Source organism: Longicatena caecimuris (genome assembly GCF_004341945.1).
GTDB lineage: Bacteria > Bacillota_I > Bacilli_A > Erysipelotrichales > Erysipelotrichaceae > Longicatena > Longicatena caecimuris.
This window is the reverse complement of the sequence record NZ_SMBP01000025.1, coordinates 1-18,647: the sequence shown is the minus strand read 5'-3', so window position 1 is coordinate 18,647 and position 18,647 is coordinate 1. Positions and strand designations below refer to the sequence as shown.

Annotated in this window: 17 protein-coding genes and 1 riboswitch; of the genes, 10 read left to right on the top strand and 7 right to left on the bottom strand. The window is 36.2% G+C overall.

The genetic code is table 11. The features are described from left to right. Positions 1-56: 56 nt before the first annotated feature. From EDD61_RS13855 to EDD61_RS12035, 6 genes are all read left to right on the top strand, one after another. Positions 57-203 carry a hypothetical protein gene (locus EDD61_RS13855; RefSeq protein ID WP_008691073.1) on the top strand — a complete coding sequence of 49 codons (147 nt, stop codon included), beginning with the start codon at positions 57-59 and terminating at the stop codon, positions 201-203. A 328-nt stretch (positions 204-531) separates the two neighbouring features. After that, a riboswitch (Lysine riboswitch) is annotated at positions 532-696 on the top strand. Between the two features lie 74 nt (positions 697-770). Next, positions 771-2,057 carry a diaminopimelate decarboxylase gene (gene lysA / locus EDD61_RS12055; protein ID WP_020991090.1) on the top strand — a complete coding sequence of 429 codons (1,287 nt, stop codon included), beginning with the start codon at positions 771-773 and terminating at the stop codon, positions 2,055-2,057. Further along, positions 2,054-3,253, top strand: a complete 1,200-nt coding sequence (locus EDD61_RS12050) for an aspartate kinase (RefSeq protein WP_008691071.1) — start codon at positions 2,054-2,056, stop codon at positions 3,251-3,253. Before lysA ends, EDD61_RS12050 begins: the two co-directional genes overlap by 4 nt. Before the next feature lie 42 nt (positions 3,254-3,295). After that, positions 3,296-4,180, top strand: coding sequence for a 4-hydroxy-tetrahydrodipicolinate synthase (gene dapA, locus EDD61_RS12045; RefSeq protein WP_132225600.1), 885 nt, complete (start codon positions 3,296-3,298; stop codon positions 4,178-4,180). Beyond that, positions 4,174-4,896 (top strand): 4-hydroxy-tetrahydrodipicolinate reductase, encoded by a 723-nt coding sequence (gene dapB / locus EDD61_RS12040; protein WP_008691069.1) that lies wholly within the window; start codon positions 4,174-4,176, stop codon positions 4,894-4,896. Before dapA ends, dapB begins: the two co-directional genes overlap by 7 nt. Before the next feature lie 261 nt (positions 4,897-5,157). Continuing rightward, the gene (locus tag EDD61_RS12035; protein ID WP_132225598.1) at positions 5,158-5,514 is read left to right on the top strand and encodes a hypothetical protein; all 357 of its coding nucleotides are present in this window, start codon (positions 5,158-5,160) and stop codon (positions 5,512-5,514) included. 141 nt (positions 5,515-5,655) lie between these two features. Here the strand turns inward: EDD61_RS12035 and EDD61_RS12030 are convergent, their stop codons facing one another. Continuing rightward, positions 5,656-6,819 (bottom strand): extracellular solute-binding protein, encoded by a 1,164-nt coding sequence (locus EDD61_RS12030; protein WP_132225596.1) that lies wholly within the window; start codon positions 6,817-6,819, stop codon positions 5,656-5,658. 192 nt (positions 6,820-7,011) lie between these two features. Between EDD61_RS12030 and EDD61_RS12025 the strand changes: the two genes are divergently transcribed. Next, entirely contained in the window at positions 7,012-9,048 is a 2,037-nt protein-coding gene (locus tag EDD61_RS12025) for an alpha-amylase family protein (protein WP_008977798.1), read from the top strand. A 168-nt stretch (positions 9,049-9,216) separates the two neighbouring features. After that, on the top strand, positions 9,217-9,855 hold the full coding sequence (locus EDD61_RS12020; protein WP_132225594.1) for a YigZ family protein: 639 nt from the start codon (positions 9,217-9,219) through the stop codon (positions 9,853-9,855). 317 nt (positions 9,856-10,172) lie between these two features. Here EDD61_RS12020 and EDD61_RS12015 read toward each other — a convergent pair whose 3' ends face one another. From EDD61_RS12015 to EDD61_RS11990, 6 genes are all read right to left on the bottom strand, one after another. Then, on the bottom strand, positions 10,173-11,573 hold the full coding sequence (locus EDD61_RS12015) for a helix-turn-helix transcriptional regulator (protein WP_165877212.1): 1,401 nt from the start codon (positions 11,571-11,573) through the stop codon (positions 10,173-10,175). 280 nt (positions 11,574-11,853) lie between these two features. Next, the gene (locus EDD61_RS12010) at positions 11,854-12,372 is read right to left on the bottom strand and encodes an NAD(+) diphosphatase (RefSeq protein WP_132225590.1); all 519 of its coding nucleotides are present in this window, start codon (positions 12,370-12,372) and stop codon (positions 11,854-11,856) included. A gap of 66 nt (positions 12,373-12,438) precedes the next feature. Further along, positions 12,439-13,275: a hypothetical protein gene (locus tag EDD61_RS12005; RefSeq protein ID WP_117547736.1), complete on the bottom strand. Its 837-nt coding sequence runs from the start codon at positions 13,273-13,275 to the stop codon at positions 12,439-12,441. 387 nt (positions 13,276-13,662) lie between these two features. Further along, a complete protein-coding gene (locus tag EDD61_RS12000; protein WP_132225588.1) occupies positions 13,663-14,625 on the bottom strand; it encodes a hypothetical protein in 963 nt (320 codons plus the stop codon). Beyond that, entirely contained in the window at positions 14,612-15,745 is a 1,134-nt protein-coding gene (locus tag EDD61_RS11995; protein ID WP_132225586.1) for a hypothetical protein, read from the bottom strand. The genes EDD61_RS12000 and EDD61_RS11995 overlap by 14 nt, the downstream gene beginning before the upstream one ends. Then, a complete protein-coding gene (locus EDD61_RS11990) occupies positions 15,735-16,232 on the bottom strand; it encodes an RNA polymerase sigma factor (RefSeq protein WP_132225584.1) in 498 nt (165 codons plus the stop codon). The genes EDD61_RS11995 and EDD61_RS11990 overlap by 11 nt, the downstream gene beginning before the upstream one ends. Positions 16,233-16,441: 209 nt before the next feature. Here EDD61_RS11990 and EDD61_RS11985 point away from each other — a divergent pair, with 209 nt between their 5' ends. Both EDD61_RS11985 and EDD61_RS11980 read left to right on the top strand, forming a co-directional pair. Then, entirely contained in the window at positions 16,442-16,930 is a 489-nt protein-coding gene (locus tag EDD61_RS11985; protein ID WP_008691056.1) for an Lrp/AsnC family transcriptional regulator, read from the top strand. Then, entirely contained in the window at positions 16,930-18,096 is a 1,167-nt protein-coding gene (locus EDD61_RS11980) for an aminotransferase class I/II-fold pyridoxal phosphate-dependent enzyme (protein ID WP_132225582.1), read from the top strand. Before EDD61_RS11985 ends, EDD61_RS11980 begins: the two co-directional genes overlap by 1 nt. Positions 18,097-18,647 lie beyond the last annotated feature (551 nt).

Below are 18,647 nucleotides of genomic sequence, written 5' to 3'. Positions count from 1 at the left end.
GCAAAATAAGAGAAGTGTGCTATAATAGGTGAACCATGAACTGAGGGGTGAGAGGTATGATAGAGAAAAACATGCATCCGGAAAAGCCGATGCCAGAAGAAGAGCGTGATTTATTAGGGGAGATCTTCAGTTTTCGTAATGTACTTCTATGTGCAATTGTGTTGGGAGTACTATTAGTAGTCATTAATATCTTCGCGAAATAAAGAACGATAAACCATACCATATCATATAAAAGACACGTCTTATCAATGTACAAGCCACATGGTGATGATTGGCAAACATGTTAAAGACACGTGTCTTTTTTTGTATCGTCATTTGGTGATGTAGGTGGCAGCTGTTTCTGTTTGAAAAAACAAGTATCGAATTGTTTCCATTCAACGATCCTCTTTCTCAGCTTTTCCGAAAACAAATTTCCCTGATTCTGGGATGAAAAAGGTCTTAATATCTTAATAGTGTAAATGTTTTCTGAAATTTATTCTGTTATTTTCATGATGTTATTGTAATTTCATCTCATTAGTGGTATGATACAACCAATCAGATAGAGGAGCGGAAGCGACAAAGTTAATTGGAGTCGGCGGGCATTTGACAGTTAGCTGAAGCAATTTCGCCGAACTACAACTTTTGGCAAGAAGTTGTGGTGGGTTTATGGAGAACATCCATAAAACTGTCTACAGTCGTAGGAGTGCTATCTTATTGTCCATGTAGTAAGTAAATTTCACATGCCAGTAAGGTCATTATCCTACTGGCATTTTTTAACGAGGTGATGAATGATGAAAGATAACGTTTTACACATCCAAGGTGTGTCTGTAGAACAGCTTGCGACAGCTTGCCAGACCCCTTTGTATATTTATGATGAGAATAAAATAACGGAAAAGCTTAGCCGTTTTCATGAATTATTTCAATCAGATACTTTTAAAACAGAAGTACTCTATGCATCCAAAGCGTTTTCCTGTAAAGCCATGGTAGAACTGGTCGCGCAATACGGTTTGTCCTTAGATGTCGTCAGCGGTGGTGAATTATATACCGCAAAACAAGCTGGATTTCCTATGGAACGTGTATATTTTCATGGCAATAATAAATCCTATGATGAAATCATGATGGCCTTAGACTATGGTGTTGGAACAATCATTGTCGATAATGCGATGGAATGCGATATGCTGGTAAAAGCCGTAAAACGCAGTGGCCGCAGCATCAAAACCATGTTAAGAGTAAATCCAGGTGTTGAAGCACATACACATAAATACATTGTGACCGCCCATTTAGATAGTAAGTTTGGCATTTCTATCACCAAGAAAAAAGAAATCGCCGCCATGATCCATACATTAACAAGCGTTGCGGAAATTACTTTTCTTGGTTATCACTCCCATATCGGTTCCCAGATATTTGATAAACAGGCTTATGTAGCAGAAATTGAAAAGCTCATGCAATTTACAAAAGAAATGCAAACTGAATATGATATTCATATCTCAGCTTTAAATTTAGGCGGCGGCTTTGCGGCACTTTATACGAATGCCGATCACCCTATTCCTTTACAAGATGTTTGTCATACTATCTTAGATACTTGTAAGAAAGAAAATGCCAAACAACAATTAAACATCGAAAAAATTATGATTGAACCAGGTCGCAGCATCGTAGCGGAAGCTGGCAGTACCTTATATCGTGTCGGTTATCAAAAACAAACAGAGCATAAGAAGTATATCTTTGTCGATGGCGGTATGAGTGATAATATTCGCCCAGCATTATATCAGGCGGAATATGCCTGTGATATCGCCAATCGCATGCAGGAAGATAAAACAGAAACCGTAACGATTGCCGGAAAATGCTGTGAATCAGGAGATATTTTGATTGAGAATGCCAAATTGCCAAAGGTATCACAAAATGATCTGCTAATTATTTATACGACCGGTGCCTATGGCTATAGTATGGCCAGCAATTATAATAAGCTGGGACGTCCGGCAGTCGTTTTCGTAAAAGATGGCCATGCCCGTGTCGTCATTAAAAAAGAAAGCTATGAAAACATGTTAGACTTAGAATGTAATGAGGTCATCAACGTATGAATATAGTAGAGAAGTATGGAGGAACAAGCGTAGCCGATCTGGATAAGATACGCGCTATTGCTCAGCATGTCAAAGAAATGAAAGAGGCTGGTCACAATGTGATTCTGGTAGCTAGTGCCATGGGAAAAACCACAAATAAGCTTATTGAAATGGCAACGGCATTAGGTGGTCATACCAATGATAGAGAAATGGATTCCCTTTTATCTACCGGTGAACAGCGAACGATCACCCTATTAGCCATGGCGATTGATGCACTTGGAATACCGGCGATTTCCTTAACCGGATATCAATGTGGTTTCATTACCAGCCATCATCATGCACATGCGCGTATTAAAGATATCGACATCACCAATTTACAAAAACACCTGGACGATGGAAAGGTTGTGGTAGTGGCTGGTTTTCAAGGAGCTACTGAGCATGGTGAAATTACGACGTTAGGAAGAGGCGGCAGTGATACAACGGCCGTCGCCTTAGCTGCCAAACTTGGCTGGGACTGCTATATTTATACCGATGTCAATGGTGTTTATACCATTGATCCAAGAATGTATCCAAAAGCCAAACGTTTAAAAGAAATCACATATAATGAAATGATGCAGATGGCTTGCTTGGGCGCCGGTGTTTTGGAAACACGCAGTGTAGAGCTGGCTAGTAAATACAATGTACGCCTATTCTTAGGAAAAGCCTTAGAAAAAGATAAAAGTAAGGGGACGTTTATTATGGAAAAAACGAAAAATCTGGAAGATATGCCGATTACCGGTATTAGTATCAAGGAAGACTATGCAATTATGCGGGTGAACGATCTTCCCAATGATGGTATCTTTCTTGGCGAGTTATTCACACTGATTGCCAAATTAGATATCAATTTAGATACAATATCGCAACAGTTGACGCATGATGGTAAAGTTAACTTTTCATTTTACTGTAATAAAAAACAATCTGATACCATTTTAAAGCATATCGATGAGTTAAATTCCAAATATCCGATTTCCCGTCTGTTGGGCTTTGTGAAACTATCGGTCGTCGGTGTCGGTATTTCCACACACAGTGGTATAGCGGCAAAAGTATTAAGTACCTTAAATGCACATAATATTCGATATTACATGATAACATCAAGTGAGATTTCTATCTCATTGACCATAGAGGAAAAAGATAAACAAAAAGCAATTGAAGTCTTAGGGGAAGCCTTTGATCTTTAATCTATTTATAAACAAAACACCGAAAGGTGAAAGGAGAACATTATGAAATTTGATCTTAAGGGAAGTATTGTAGCACTTATCACACCCTTCCATGAAGATGGAAGTGTCAATTTTGAAAAGTTACATGAATTATTAGAATGGCATGTTGCCAATCATACCGATGGTATACTAGTTCTAGGAACGACCGGTGAAAGCAGCACCATGACGCATGAGGAAGATGATGCTGTCGTCGAATTTACCTTACAAACGATTAACAAGCGAATCCCGGTCATTGTCGGTAGTGGTTCTAACTGTACACAGACAGCTGTTGAAAAAAGCTTGAAGTATGAAGAAATGGGAGCCGATGCCTTACTGGTTATTTCCCCATATTACAATAAAGCCAATGCCAGTGGAATGATTCAGCATTTTCTGTCCGTAGCCGATGCCGTTCATACACCAATCATCATGTATAACATTCCTGGCAGAACAGGTTGCAGTATCTCTGAAGAAGCCGTTGCCGTATTAAGTAAACATGAACATATTTGCGGTATTAAAGAAGCAAGCGGAAATATCGCTTATGCGACAAATATCGCCCGTTATCTGAATGATGATTTCCGTATGTATTCTGGAAATGATGACATGATTGTTCCTTTATTATCTTTAGGTGCCAGTGGTGTTATTTCTGTATTGGCAAATGTTATGCCACAAGAAACACACGATATGGTAATGGCATATTTACATCATGATGTAGATACAGCCTTACGGATACAGTTAGATAATTTAGATCTCATTCACGCTTTATTTATTGAAGTCAATCCGATTCCTGTCAAAGAAGCTTTGAATCTGATGGGCAAACAGGTTGGTGGATATCGTCTGCCGTTATGTGAAATGACAGAAGAACATAAAGAGGTATTAGCTGCTAAAATGAAGGAGAAAGCTTTATGCTAAATATTCTAGTCGCAGGATTTGGCAAGATGGGAAGACTGGTTGTCGACAGTATTCAGAAACAAGAAGATATGCAGGTGGTAATGATTGCCGATGGTACTCAGAAACCTGATTTATCAACACTGCAAGAAGAACTGCATGCGATTATCGACTTTTCACATCCCGCCAATTTAGAGTGGATTGCCCCTTATGTGAAGGAACATCATACGCCTTATATCTGCGGAACGACCGGACATAGTGATATGCAGAAACAAGAAATCAATGCTTTAGGTATGTATGCCCCTATTGTCTTTCAAGCAAATTTCTCACTAGGTATTGCTGTCATGCAGGAAATTCTTAAGATGGTGACACCCTTGTTAGAAGATAGTTTTGATATGGAAGTCATAGAAGCACACCACAACCAAAAACAGGATGCACCTAGTGGGACAGCAAAAATGCTTGTTGATATTCTGAACAAGGATCATGCCTATGAAGAAGTACATGGAAGAGAAGGGTTCATTGGCAAACGACAAAAAGAAATCGGTATTCATGCCGTACGAGGCGGTACGGTTGCCGGAGAGCACAGTGTCCTCTATCTTGGGGAAGATGAAGTTCTGGAAATCAAACATACGGCTAATAGTAAACAGATTTTTGTGAATGGTGCTTTACGTGCAGCACGCTTTATCCAAAACAAGCCCCATGGTACGTATACCATGAAAGATATCTTATTTAATGAATAAAAACAACGGGAAAGTCTCTTACATAACGGATTATGTAGGAGGCTTTTCCATGTGTATGTTCAAGTGCTATATACAATTTAAACAAACACTAAAACTTTGGTATTCACAATAGAAAGCTTGTCTTTTCCCAAAAAAGCGGTATGATGGATGTAGAAAGATAATCATAACATTAATTAGGAGATGTGATACCCATGGGATGAATAGAATAAGAAATATGATATAAAATCCTAAACGTATAGGGATTAGAAAGGAGTTAAAATGATGAAAGAATTTAGGAGTATCGTAATTGACGCAGATTCAAACACTTATACTATTAAAGATGGAACACAGGGAGAATACAAGTTATCAGAAATTAAAAAATATAGTATTTTAAATGAACATGCAAATTATCGTGGAAAAGCAGAACCTTTTCTTCATCAGGTACTTGGTGGTGCTTCCTCTTTTATAGCTGTAGAACCTAAATTGTATGTGGGAATTAAAATCACTACGACTGCAAATGAAACTTTAGCTGTTTATATTTCAGAGAATCCTGTATTGTTTAATTCTGATCTTTACATGGAAGATAAGAAAGAAGCAGAAAGAGTAAAAGCGGTATTTGATGAGTTCTTTAAAAAATAAAATTATCAATTATAATTAAAAAGAACATTGATTAGTTAAAAGCTTTTCTGAAGGTGCTTATACGATTAAAGAAATAGATATAACTGTTCAAGATAAAAACTAATGAATTCATATAAAAAGTGATGCAACCATCACTTTTTATTATTTACCAATGCTCCATGTCCTTAAATTCTTTACCAATTCCTTATAAACTTTAGCTGAGGAATCTTTACTACAAATATAGTTTTGTAAGATCGATGTAAAATCACTTTGATTTATCAGCATTTCCATTGTGATTCCCGGATTTTCTTCTATCATTGACAGATTATATAGTTGTGTTGTATTTACAGCCTCTATGAGTTCCTTTTTAGCATGATCATAAATATAGAAATCTTTTACATCCTCACTACATAATAAAGGTACTTTCATATTAGTGTCTAATAATGCCTGTATCCCTTTCTTCGATCGCACCATAGCTAGAAACTGTCTTGCTGTATTCGGGTATTTACATTCTTTTGTTACAGCAAATCCAAACGTCGTAAATGGCGGTGCTATGGTTTCTTCTTGCCAGGATGGCATCGCCATGAAATGTAGATTACCATTTTGATAGGCACTTCTATTTTCATACTGAAACTTTGTCGACAGTAAGCCACATAAATAATCATCACCATTATAAAAATCCTTTTGCTGTATCAAATCATCCGGCATATCCAATTTTGTATTTATTTCCTTATATGCTTTTAATTGCTTGATTGTCTGCTCTTTAGGAAAAAGATTGGTAAATGGAATTGTTTCCTTAGGAAGTAGTTTAGCGAAAAACGGATATACATATTCTCCCATATGATTATGATAATAACGTACATGACTTTCTGCCATTTGCTCAAAACTAACTAGATCTTCTTCCGACAATTTATTTTTTTCTAACAAATCCTTGCGATAACAAAACACCAGTCCCTCCCCAATAACAGGTGTATAATAATCGCTTAATTCCTCTCTCTGTAAACTATCCGGCACATCATATGTATAAGACACTTCCTTTATCCCCATGAGCTTATCTTTTAAAAAAGTTGCGTCAATATCGTTCGTCCAGATAATATCTTGTTTGATATCCTGGGTAAAGTAATAAGGTTGTACAACGAAATGTAAAGCATCTTTTTGTTTCGGATAGCTACGATTCCATAAATCGTTTAACTTATCCGCATATGCCTGATGTTCCACCTGAATCAACAGATGCGCATCTTTTTCAGTCATTTCAATCTTTTCTCTTGAAGCATTACTACATGCACAAAGAAACGCTGTTATACCTAACAAAACTAGTTTTTTCATGTCCTCACCTGTTTTGAGTATAACAACTTCTATCATCACATTCTGTCGAATTCACATATGCCTTTTTAATCATCTGTATCCTTCATTTGCGATAACTTTATATAAGCTTTCTCGTATGAAAAAAAGCAAAGATTCGTTTGGCTTTTTCCTGCTTGTATACTATACTATAACTATAGACAAGGGGGTTTTCCAATGAACCATGTTACAGCACTTTATCATGCATTAGAGAAAGAAGAGAAACTCCACCACGATGACATTTACAATTATGCAATTCCTAATGCATGGAATATGTATGGCTATCCAGATAAGAAAAACTTACGCAGCCGTGAAATTCTGGTCAATCCATACCGTTTTTATCTTTTTACTTTGCGCCACATCTTAATGGATGAACAAGGAAAAGTGAAAAAAAGCATTCCTTTTCAAGATGCTAAAGCTTCAAAAGGCAGCTGGCTGAAAAAGTCCAGTATATATTCCCTCATGGTACGTACTGCCACGGCATGGGATCACGATCGTGATGATGCATTGCCACATGATAATTTGTATCATTTAAGTGATAATGGCACTTTTTTGAAGAGTATTTTATTAATTCCCTACTTAAAACGCATGGGTATAAACACCATACTTATGCACCAGCCATTTGCTTTAAGCAAAACACAGACGCCTCATACGTATGCCGCAAAGGAATGTGTGCGTAGTTTTACAGATATAGATGAAACGTTACATGATCCACTTGTACCGGAATTAAATGTTCTGGAACAATGCTTAGCATTTATTGAAGCTTGCCATATGCATGGTATCCGTGTTCTTTTAGAATTTTGTCCAGGTAAGCTTGCCAGAGATAATACATATTATCAGAAACATCCGGAATGGTTTTATTGGATGACATATGATGAATTGCGAAATTATCATGCGCCGATTTGTAATGCGCTACCGCAAAACACAATACCGCATACGTATGCGTTAAAAGATTTTTATCGCAGCGAAGATGTAAAAGCACACCTAGCTTTCTTCCGTAATGCACCAGAGCCCACAGATATGGATTTAGCTGCTATAGAAAAACTAGAACATATCACGATTGCGCCAATGTTCTCAGATCAAATCAATGCACATTTACCTGTTGATGAAGATGGTACTGTATTCCGTTTCTTTGAAGATTTTCATATTCATGTACCAAAAAACGCATTACCTGCAAATTGTGCACCTTATCTAATGCAAGACAGCATTCGTTATGATTTGCATCCGGGAAAAAAGGCTTTGCGTAGTTTATGGGATATGTTAAATGAAACCATTCAATGGTATCAACAAACACTCGGCGTTGATGGTATTTATTTGGAAAAAACATATTTATTACCTGAAAAACTGCAAAAGGAATTGGTAAAGACAGCGCGCAAAGGAAACCGTCACTTTGCCATGATTGCAGAAGATACGCTCATGGAAAATAGTAGTGCATGGGTTGCAAAAGGCTTTGATGCCATTAGTGGAAATAGTGGTTATGAAGAAACCAATATTTGGGACTTCCGTTTCCATACCTTTGCATATCGTTTAAAAGGCAATGCCTGTCCCATGTTTGCGGCTAGTGAATTTTATGATGCCAGAAGAGTGTGCTCATTGGAAAATGGTAAAAAATTGATGATCATGTTAAGTGTTATGAATCAATTCTTACCCAATGGTATTCCGATGCTGATGAATGGTGTTGAATGCTTTGAGGTACAGCCAATGCAGTTGAGTGAGTATGGGGACAAAAAATATCTATCTTCTCTGCCAAAAGAAGATCTCCGCTACCGTCAACAGGCTTATTTAGATTCTTACTATTTTAATTATCGTACGCCGGATCTCAATGTTTTGCCTTCTTTATTAGAGCGTTGTTCCGCAATACGTAATACATATCTTGATGCCATTAGTAAAGAAGAAAGCTGTGTTCCCGTATGGTTTGATTCTCCGAAAGACTTTGGCATTGGGTATAGTTTTATCTTAGAAGATCGTGCATTAATGGTTATTTGTAATACAAACATTAATACAGCCAGTCATTTACATATTCATACCGAGAATTTATATAGTGAATTGCCTTTTACAGTAGCAGAAATTCATCAAATCTTCTCTACTTCAGACCCATATATTCATGATGTACCGCAGGACTCTTTCCGCAATCTCCCATTAGATTTTGAATGTGGTGAAGTAAAGTTTATCGAATTTAAAGCTAGTAAATCAACTGATGGACAAAAAGCTTAATTCTTTCACAAGATGGTTTTAAGATAAGTTATTTGTTGATAATCTCCATAATGAAGATTGACGATTAGGAATACCTTAAATTAAAATACCAATAATTACTTTTTAAAAGAATCGCTATCGATTCTTTTTTTCTGTCCTTATCTATATTATAATGAAACAGGTGATAACATGTATCGTTTAAAAGAAGATCATATGGATGAATTTGAAATCAAAAAAAGTCGTTTCCTTTGTTACCTTCACCGTTGTAACAGTGAAGAAGAGGCAAAGACTTTTATTAACAAGATAAAAAAAGAACACCCTAATGCCAGACATCACTGTTATGCCTTTATCATAGGCGAACAAAACGAAATACAACGCAGTAATGATGACGGAGAACCTGCCGGTACAGCAGGTGTGCCCATGTTAGAATGTTTGATGAAACATCAGATGCAAGATATCGTAGCAGTTACCGTACGTTATTTCGGCGGTATTAAATTAGGGGCAGGCGGATTGATTCGCGCATATGCTAAAAGTGTATCGCATGCACTTGCGAGTGCCTGTCTTACCCGTAAACAGAAAATGTTTGTATATACCTTACATTTTCCATATCATCTCATTGGTAAGATGGATTATCTTTTCCGTACTCACGATATTGAAGTATCTGACAAGCAATATGAAGAAAATGCTGTTTATACGTATTTATGTGAACACCCCTTAGATGATGAAATCTCTGAAATCACCAATGGTGCTTATCTTCCAGTCTTTATCAAAGAATGTATAATAGATGTAGAATTACAAGGTGTAAAAACAGATTTAACAGCTTCATGAGTCTGAACCTTCTCTGCCATACATCAATATATAGTAAGATAATTCGCTAGCCTTTATGAGCCTTTTTCATGATAGTTTGCCATTGGCAAAATAAGGCTAAAAAAATATGCTTATATCCTTAAGGGGAGCATTCTTTCAAACAGGTTCTTACTCACTTTAGGACATACAGCAAGAAAGGAAGCCGTTTATGCTAGATCATAAACAGCCTCCTTTTATTTATTTGTTAAAGTATTTGTTGCACTACCGTATTTCATAATTTCAACATTCTTATTAAGGTTGCTCATCATTGTATGCTCACTATAAAAGGAATTCTTTTTTTATATTTCTTCGATAGCCTTTTGATAGCATTCCCCAACTCTTTTTACATGTTGTGATAGTGTTTTACGAAATTCTGCATCTAATAAAGCTTTTCTATCTCTTTCAAAGAAGTAACCACCTTGAAACGCAATCAATTTTTCAAAGGCTTCTTTTTCTTGTTGGAAACCTTCTTGTAAATGTTGTATCTCATTCGTTAGGTTAGGGCACAACTGTTGCGCTCTTCTAAGAAAATCTTCTATATGATATAGATTAGTCCCTGTTTGCACAACACAACTGCGATAAGTATCTAAGGGACCTTCTAGCTGCTGCTCAGTCTGAAAATCTTCATCACATAACAAAGAATCAGCCCATGCATCAAATGCAGCCTTACCAAAATACACCTCTTCCGTTGACACCATTTTCTTATAATCCTTGATGCGTAAGATGGCCTTTTCCATATTTTCGGCAATCGTTTCACGTTTTTTCTTCTTACCGAAAAAGATTAGTGCTTCAACATTTTTTAATTGATTGCGAACTTGAAAATAATTTTTTGAAAACACGTGATCGAAAATCTCATCATCACACATTTCTCCAGGAAATTGGGACCATCCAATAAGTACCTTTCCATCCTCAGAATAGCCGCAAATAATGGAACATACCGGTGGCCCTACGATACCAAAACTTAAAACCGGTAAGCCTTTATCAATAGATTCAACAATTTGCTTTTGAATAGCTTCTTCCTTTGCCACTATTTCATCGTGTCGCACATAAGTATATTCATAACCACAAGCATCAAATGCCTGTTGGATGGGAAGCTGTTGATCTTTCCATACATTTGAATAAGAATCGTTATAGCGCCATTTTGGTTCTAACCAGGTCTGTGTGAAAAAATCACCACATACTGCCGCAAAGAACGCAAAATCATAATTCTCATCTTCATTCAAAGCAGACATAGCAGATCGCATACAGCTGGGGAACATATAATTTTCTGCTTTATTCTCATATAGCTTTTCAACATTCGGAATTAATCTTCGCGACATGATAAAGCCCCCATCGATGTGTATCTCAATATTCAATGGTGAAAAGTAGCGAAGCTTGCCAGCAGTTTTCTGAGCAACGGATGGTGTAATGCCGTGAAATCGTGTAAATGCCTTAGTAAAACTCTCACTGGATTCATACCCATATTTTAATGCTGTATCCATGACCTTGCTGTTTTTCAGTAAGAGTTCTTCTCCTGCTAATGATAAGCGACGATTTCGCAAATAGTCACTTACACTTAATCCAGTCACTATTTTAAATGTTTTTTGAAAATAAGCGTTTGATATGTACATCGCTTCTGCTATCTGTTCACTATGTATATCATCAAGCAAATGATCTTCCATATAATTTAAAGCCTTTTGTACAATGTTTATCCATTCCATGTTAGATGCCTCCTTATAATCTTTATTATAACGATAAGCATGAAACTTTTCCTGTCTTTTTATGACAAGATATGTCTTATGTGTAACGATAGAATACAAATTTTTGAAACTAGCTTTGCAGGATAAAATAATACTTAATTTCATTGTGAATGCTTTGCGTTTATGGTATTTGCTTGTAAGATTAAAAAAACATGAACAAAAGTAAATCGTTCACATTAGATGATTTCAGATCCCGGTGCAAAGTTTTCCTTATCCTATATAAAAATGTATATTCCTATTTCTATTTAAAAAAGTTTCCCTTAGCTTCTTTTTCATAACAATGAATAAAGTTCAATAAAAAGCGCTGTGCTAATGATGCTGGAGCGATTGCTTTAAGAGCTTCATCAAATGAATACCACTTGGCCTCATCGATCTCCCAATCCGATACGTCTGCTAAAGATGTACTATCTAACAGAACGGCAAAACTTAGCATCAAGGTGTTTGTTTTTTCAAAATATTCACTTTTCAAATAGCGATATGCAACAACTCTTCTACCTATCTCTTCCTGCATCTCACGACACACCGCATCTTCAACACTTTCTTTTTGATTCACATAACCAGCCACCAAAACATTCCGCTGTTTACCATATTGTTGAATCAACAGTATTTGCTTTTCATCCGGTGATAATGCCACCAGGGATACAGCAGTATTAAATTGTGGAAATATGTATTTCTGACAAGTCGTGCAATATGGAATGCAACCCTCGTGTTCATGTTTTTTCATAATTAATGCGTTACCGCATGCACTGCAAAATTTCATAGACATCCTTCCTTCCATCATTATTATAGCCATGATAACATTAAAAGAAACCTTAGCAGGTTTCCTTTAGTGCATATCCTTCACCATTTTCCACAATTCACTATAAGATACAAAACCAATAGCATCACATTTTTCCTTAGCTACCTGGCGCTGTTTCTTTACATTACCTTCATGCACACGGTTCAAATTGTTTTTATCCATCATGTATTGCACATAAGAGAATTTCTTCAATAAGAACCATTTCGCAATGATTTCATTAATTGTTTTTTCACGGTTTTTACTTTCTTCTAACAGTTTTTGTAAATGTTCCTGTTGCCAGGATCCCATTTCTTTCGCCATTTCATACATCTCGTCATAGTTCTCAAATACTTTACTGTCAAGACGTCTTTGAACGATACCGGCTTTCTGATTCTGCATAAAAAATGCAATCACATTTTCCATCATGCGCTCAATCGTATCTTTATTCACTGACATCGCGATGATTTCATTTCGTGTTCCCTCATATTCATTTTCCGGTTCACTCATTACATAGTACAATGCCTTAGCAATGACATATTCTTCCTTATCTCCTAATGTTAAAATTACGGCCTTTTGATAATCATCAAATTTTCCATACACTACATATGGACAACAAATCGTTCCATGCGGCAACTTAAATGAATCTTTGTAGCGAATGATCTGATTAGCAATTGCCTCTTTATTAATATTCAAGTGCAAATCTACTGCAACTTTCAGATTATGATCCTCTTCAAAGAGCGTTTCTAATACCTCACGTACTTCTTCCTTCCCCTCATCAGCCTCAATGATGGAAAGGTAATCCTCAAGGAATCCATTAAACGTGCAAATTCCTTCACCACTTTCACGAATGTCTTTTACCCCATTCAAAATATCATAAATAGCCATAGTTCTCCTCCTTTCCCAGTCGTATTTTACATTTGAAGATCAATGGAACTATGTTGTCTGATGATGCAATACTACATCTATAGTGTATGAATAAATAAATTCATATATTCATTAAAATTGTATAGAAAGGTATATCTATCTTCATTTTACAACGTTTTTTTTATTTTTCAACAAAAATTTAAGCGTTTTCATAAATATCTGTAAGAAATTAAAGTTACCTAACCGTACGATTGAAAAACAAGATCTTCCTAGAATTTCACTGTATAATATCACTAAAAAAGCCTCGACCAATTTTCTTTTGTGCTTATAAGTTATATCTCTGATGTACGAGTCTATTTACAGAAAAATAGCGATATGGACTTAATACCGCTATCGCTATTTTCATTCCTATAACAATGTACCATTCGTATTACGATACATCTTTAAATCCTCTTCATAAAGCATTGGAACATAAACAACCTGAAAACCTGGCATTCCCTTAAATGGTGTTGTTTCCAAAAAGAACATATAGCACGGATAAAGATATGTACTATTAACATTTATATAGGTTATGCTAGCACCTTTAACTTTAAGTTTCTTTATATCCTTTATCTCATCAAGAACCGAAATATAATTACCATTACGCATTTCAAGTTCTGCTTCCTTTACCGTCTTAACTTTATAATTCTGACTTTGTTTCACCGCTTTTTGTGAAAAGCGAAACATATCTTGCGTTATAAATGCATCATTAGGTGCATACGTGATGGTATCCGTATATTGTGCAATCGCTGTATCTATGATATTTTTCTGTGTCCTATGCCATGAAGCCGTAAAAGCGAATCCATGATCATTAAAACGTGAATATTCTGGTTTATCTTGTGTATAATTCTTAAAAAATGCCGGATATTCTTTCATTACCTGCTGAAGATAGGCATCTGCCTGCTTTTGTGTTGTGACTTTCTGTGGTTGTTGTCGATTTATTGTCAATAAAATATCTCCATCTGTTTCTGCTGTTATCTCATAGCGCTCACCTTGTGCGGAAACGATATCTAATTTACTGGAATATTGGAAAGTATCCGTTAATTCATATTTTCTTATAAATGCTTTCATTTTCTCCATTCTTTGTTTTATCGAGAGTGGCATCACCAATTCTCCCATATCATCTCGCTCCAATTTACTTTTTAATACCGGTAATTTTTCCGGAACTTTCATCGTAGAAACTAAATCATCGATGGTATCCGCATATAAGATTCCATCGCCTTGTGCATGAGCAATCCGTGATGGTTTCCATTCTTGCGGCTGCGCTTTTGCGCCACAGCCCATGAGACTTCCGCATATAGCAAATATAAGAATATATTTAATTGTTTTCATTAATTTCCACCTCTAGCTTTCGCCAATCTTTTTCTTTTAAAGCGGGTACATCCACAAGATGCTCTTTCCCTTGATCGTCTTTTAAATAAAACCGATAGATCGGGTAAACAAGGGGCTGCATACTGCGATATGCCTCATCTGCTGAATCTAAATATTGCAATTGCACGCTGACAATATCATCTTTATCTGGTAAATATTTTGTATCTGTGTCCAATTGCATGTATTCCTTTTGTAGAAATCGCTTCTTCGCTTCTTTCTCGGTTATAATCTCATAGCTCTGCCGCTGTTGCAGCCGCGCTATTGTTTTTATGCGCATATGCAATGTAGAATAGAGTACATTGTTTTTCTCTTGATAGGTGACATAGAATGTTATATTGTTTAACTCCTGATTCCATAAGGCTTTTGTTTCATCATAAAGAAGTACCTGATACTCTAACATACCATCGCGATAATCAATTTTTATTTTCCACATAGGATTATCCATTTGTAGCTTAGGATACTTTTTATAAATCGCTGTTGCGTTTTCTAACAGCATTTCCCTGCTTATATATTCATTAGTTTTCTTATCCTCAAAGAAAGCTACTTCAATCGTTCCATTTTCCATCACTTTTACACACACGGTATCATCTTTAAGCGAAGTATCCGTATAACTTCCATTTTTAATATGAAATATTTCAGCGAATTCCTTTAAAATTTCTTGCTTTGTATCATTTGAAACTTGTTTTTTATAAATCCCCTTAAGATCTTGTGGATAGCTTTGTTCATACACTGGATATTTTATGGTTTCCGCACTTCCTGTTTTAGGTTTAGCACTTCCATAATCTTCACTAGGCAATGGTATTGTAGTATCCTTTCCTTTCAAATAAGTATCTTGCTTTTGCGTCTTTGATATTGTTTTATATGTTTTCGGTTGATGAAGGATAACCGTTTCTTTAGGCTGTTTCAAAAGCATGAAGCCACCTATACAGAAGCATGCCACAAATACAAAAGCGAAAGCCCATTTTCCTTTATGCTTCCAAAACGCATGGGGATGCTTTTTTAACGAATTCTGCTGTATGTCTTTTATAACACTGTCATCTAGATGTAATTGTTCTATTTCTTTTCGATATTCATCCCACATGTTCCTCTCCTCCTTCATAGCGCTCTTTCAGCTTTATTCTGCCGCGATGTAACCATGTTAAAATCGTTGCTTCTTTACGATGTAAAATTTCGGCGATTTCCGTAACACTGTAACCTTCATAATAATGCAAATAAATGACATTTCGATATTTCTCCGGAAGTTCTCTGACATAATACAATAAGCCATACTCTTGTTTATGTTCTTCCATGACATCATAACGTTCATCTAAGGAAAAAGCAGTACGTAAACGCAAATAACGCCAGCGATCATGACAAGTGTTGATGGTAACACGAATGATCCATTTCTTTTGCATTTCGGCATTCTGAAAAGAAGGCATGTTGTGCAGCAATTTTATATAAATATCTTGAACGATATCTTCTGCATCTGCCTTATGTCGCATATTATGCATCGCTATGCGATAAATCATATCGCCATACTCTGCTAGCAGCTCTTCTAGTGTATAGACAGCTTCCCCATGTTCAACCATCCTTTATATCTCCTTCATATAGTAAACGATTATCTTTATTATAACATTTCATTCTTTTGAATTTTTTTCATATACTAGAATAATCCATAAGAGGATATCTTAAATCTTCTTAACATTCCCCATTTACATTCAGTTTCATGATATTCTTTATTTACTAAATGCCGCTATCGGTTTAAAATATAAGTATTATACAGAAAAAGGGTGATGAAATGAAACAAGAATTATTACTTTCCCTTCTGGAAACAAATGCCCGTTACTCCACGAGAGATTTAGCTGACATTTTACTGGAAGATGAAGACAGTGTCATTCATACCATGAATGAACTTGAGAAAAAGAAAATTATATGCGGGTATCATACCATTATCAATTGGGATAAAACAAACCGTGATAAAGTCATGGCGATGATCGAGGTTGAAGTATCACCGGAACGTGATTATGGCTATGATCGTATTGCTAGAAATATTTATCGTTATCCAGAAGTAGATACAATGTATCTGATGAGCGGGAAAAGCGAGTTTATCGTCATAATTTATGGCAAGACCATGCAGGAAGTTTCTAATTTTGTAGGCTCAAAATTAGCGACGACTGACCATGTCACATCCACATCGACATTTTTCGTATTAAAAGAATACAAAGTTAACGGCGTTGTCTTTGGTGATGAAGAAAAACCTGAAGAAAGATTGGTTGTAACACCATAATGCAATACGAAAATTTCTTAAGTAAAAAAGTACAGGAAATTAAACCTAGCGGTATCCGTAAATTTTTTGATTTAGCGAGTGAAATGGAAGGTGTCATCTCACTGGGTGTTGGAGAACCTGATTTTGATACCCCATGGCATATTCGTGAAGCTGCTATATATTCCATTGAAAGTGGAAAAACACATTATACAGCGAATCAGGGACTGCTGGAATTAAGAGAAGAAATCTGTGCTTATCAAAAACGCCGTTTTCATTTAGATTATGATCCCGTTCATAACGTCATCATCACCGTTGGCGGAAGTGAAGGTATCGACATTGCCATGCGAGCGATAGTAAATCCTGGTGATGAAGTCATTTTGATGGAGCCTAGTTATGTTGCCTATACCCCAAGTGTACAGTTAACCGGTGCCATACCGGTGCATGTAAAACTGGAACACGAAGAACAGTTTAAACTAACACCGGAAAAATTAGAGGCTGCCATTACGCCAAAGACGAAGGCAATCTTGCTGAATTTCCCAAGTAATCCTACCGGTGGTGTCATGACGAAGGAAGATTATGCGAAATTAGTACCGATTATTAAAAAACATAAACTGATCGTTATCAGCGATGAAATCTATGCTGAATTATCTTATGAGGATAATTTCTATTCCTTAGCAAATTTTGATGAAATTAAAGATCAAGTTATCATTATCAGTGGTTTTTCTAAGGCATATGCGATGACCGGTTGGCGTTTAGGATATGTTTTAGCTAACCAAACCTTTACAGAGGCGATGAATAAGATTCATCAATATATCATCATGTCTGCCCCTACCGGTGCACAATATGGTGCAATTGACGCGATGCGCAATGGCGATATTCATGTCCAAGAAATGAAAGAGGCCTATATGTCACGCCGTAATTTCATTACAAAAGGGTTTAATCGCATTGGTCTGCCTACGCATTTACCTCAGGGAGCATTTTATATCTTTCCGGATATCCGCTCAACTGGTTTAACGAGTGATGAATTCTGTGAGCAGCTATTGAATGAGCAAAAAGTTGCTTGTGTCCCTGGTACCGCTTTTGGTGATGCCGGAGAAGGTTTTATTCGTGTATCTTATGCTTATAGCATTGAGCATATTAAAGAAGCCATTGAGCGTATAGATGCATTCATGAAAAAATTTCGTTAAAGAGAAAGGCATTTCCTCATAGAAATGCCCTTCTTTCTTTATGGAAACATTGGCTTTTTACATTTATAAATATTGAAACAGAAAGGAAACCAGGTTATCGTAACGAATGCTTTCTTTATTGATGAAAGCAATACGCTCTATTCTTATCGATTTCCTGTAATATACATATGCTGAAATCATTAAAAACAAACTATCTCTTATATTTAACCTGCGCCATGAATTTTGTTTTGTTCCTCTTTGCACTCTATACAAGCAACAATATTAGCAATCATGATAATGCCAGGGAAATGTATGGCGTTCTCTTCGCAATGATCACTATTTTATTAATCTGGTTGCTACGCCATCATAAATAATGGAAACCAAAGCAACACAAGAACTTTGTATTTTAACTTTGGCTATGCATCTTTGTGCGTATATTATTATTTTTTAAACAGGAACTATCTTTTAACAACTTAATAACAATCGAGTAGGGTGAAATAAATCACCCTCTCACACCACCGTACGTACGGTTCCGTATACGGCGGTTCGTTTTAATTTCAAAGCGTGTCTCT

Bases quoted from the DNA above. Each gene is read 5' to 3' on its own strand.
- EDD61_RS13855 (WP_008691073.1), top strand. From the start codon at position 57: ATGATAGAGAAAAACATGCATCCGGAAAAGCCGATGCCAGAAGAAGAG.
- EDD61_RS12030 (WP_132225596.1), bottom strand. From the start codon at position 6,819: ATGAAAAAACTAGTTTTGTTAGGTATAACAGCGTTTCTTTGTGCATGT.
- EDD61_RS11980 (WP_132225582.1), top strand. From the start codon at position 16,930: ATGCAATACGAAAATTTCTTAAGTAAAAAAGTACAGGAAATTAAACCT.
- lysA (WP_020991090.1), top strand. From the start codon at position 771: ATGAAAGATAACGTTTTACACATCCAAGGTGTGTCTGTAGAACAGCTT.
- EDD61_RS12000 (WP_132225588.1), bottom strand. From the start codon at position 14,625: ATGAAAACAATTAAATATATTCTTATATTTGCTATATGCGGAAGTCTC.
- EDD61_RS12010 (WP_132225590.1), bottom strand. From the start codon at position 12,372: ATGAAATTTTGCAGTGCATGCGGTAACGCATTAATTATGAAAAAACAT.
- EDD61_RS12020 (WP_132225594.1), top strand. From the start codon at position 9,217: ATGTATCGTTTAAAAGAAGATCATATGGATGAATTTGAAATCAAAAAA.
- EDD61_RS11985 (WP_008691056.1), top strand. From the start codon at position 16,442: ATGAAACAAGAATTATTACTTTCCCTTCTGGAAACAAATGCCCGTTAC.
- EDD61_RS12025 (WP_008977798.1), top strand. From the start codon at position 7,012: ATGAACCATGTTACAGCACTTTATCATGCATTAGAGAAAGAAGAGAAA.
- EDD61_RS11990 (WP_132225584.1), bottom strand. From the start codon at position 16,232: ATGGTTGAACATGGGGAAGCTGTCTATACACTAGAAGAGCTGCTAGCA.
- EDD61_RS12005 (WP_117547736.1), bottom strand. From the start codon at position 13,275: ATGGCTATTTATGATATTTTGAATGGGGTAAAAGACATTCGTGAAAGT.
- EDD61_RS12050 (WP_008691071.1), top strand. From the start codon at position 2,054: ATGAATATAGTAGAGAAGTATGGAGGAACAAGCGTAGCCGATCTGGAT.
- EDD61_RS12015 (WP_165877212.1), bottom strand. From the start codon at position 11,573: ATGGAATGGATAAACATTGTACAAAAGGCTTTAAATTATATGGAAGAT.
- dapA (WP_132225600.1), top strand. From the start codon at position 3,296: ATGAAATTTGATCTTAAGGGAAGTATTGTAGCACTTATCACACCCTTC.
- EDD61_RS12035 (WP_132225598.1), top strand. From the start codon at position 5,158: ATGAAAGAATTTAGGAGTATCGTAATTGACGCAGATTCAAACACTTAT.
- dapB (WP_008691069.1), top strand. From the start codon at position 4,174: ATGCTAAATATTCTAGTCGCAGGATTTGGCAAGATGGGAAGACTGGTT.
- EDD61_RS11995 (WP_132225586.1), bottom strand. From the start codon at position 15,745: ATGTGGGATGAATATCGAAAAGAAATAGAACAATTACATCTAGATGAC.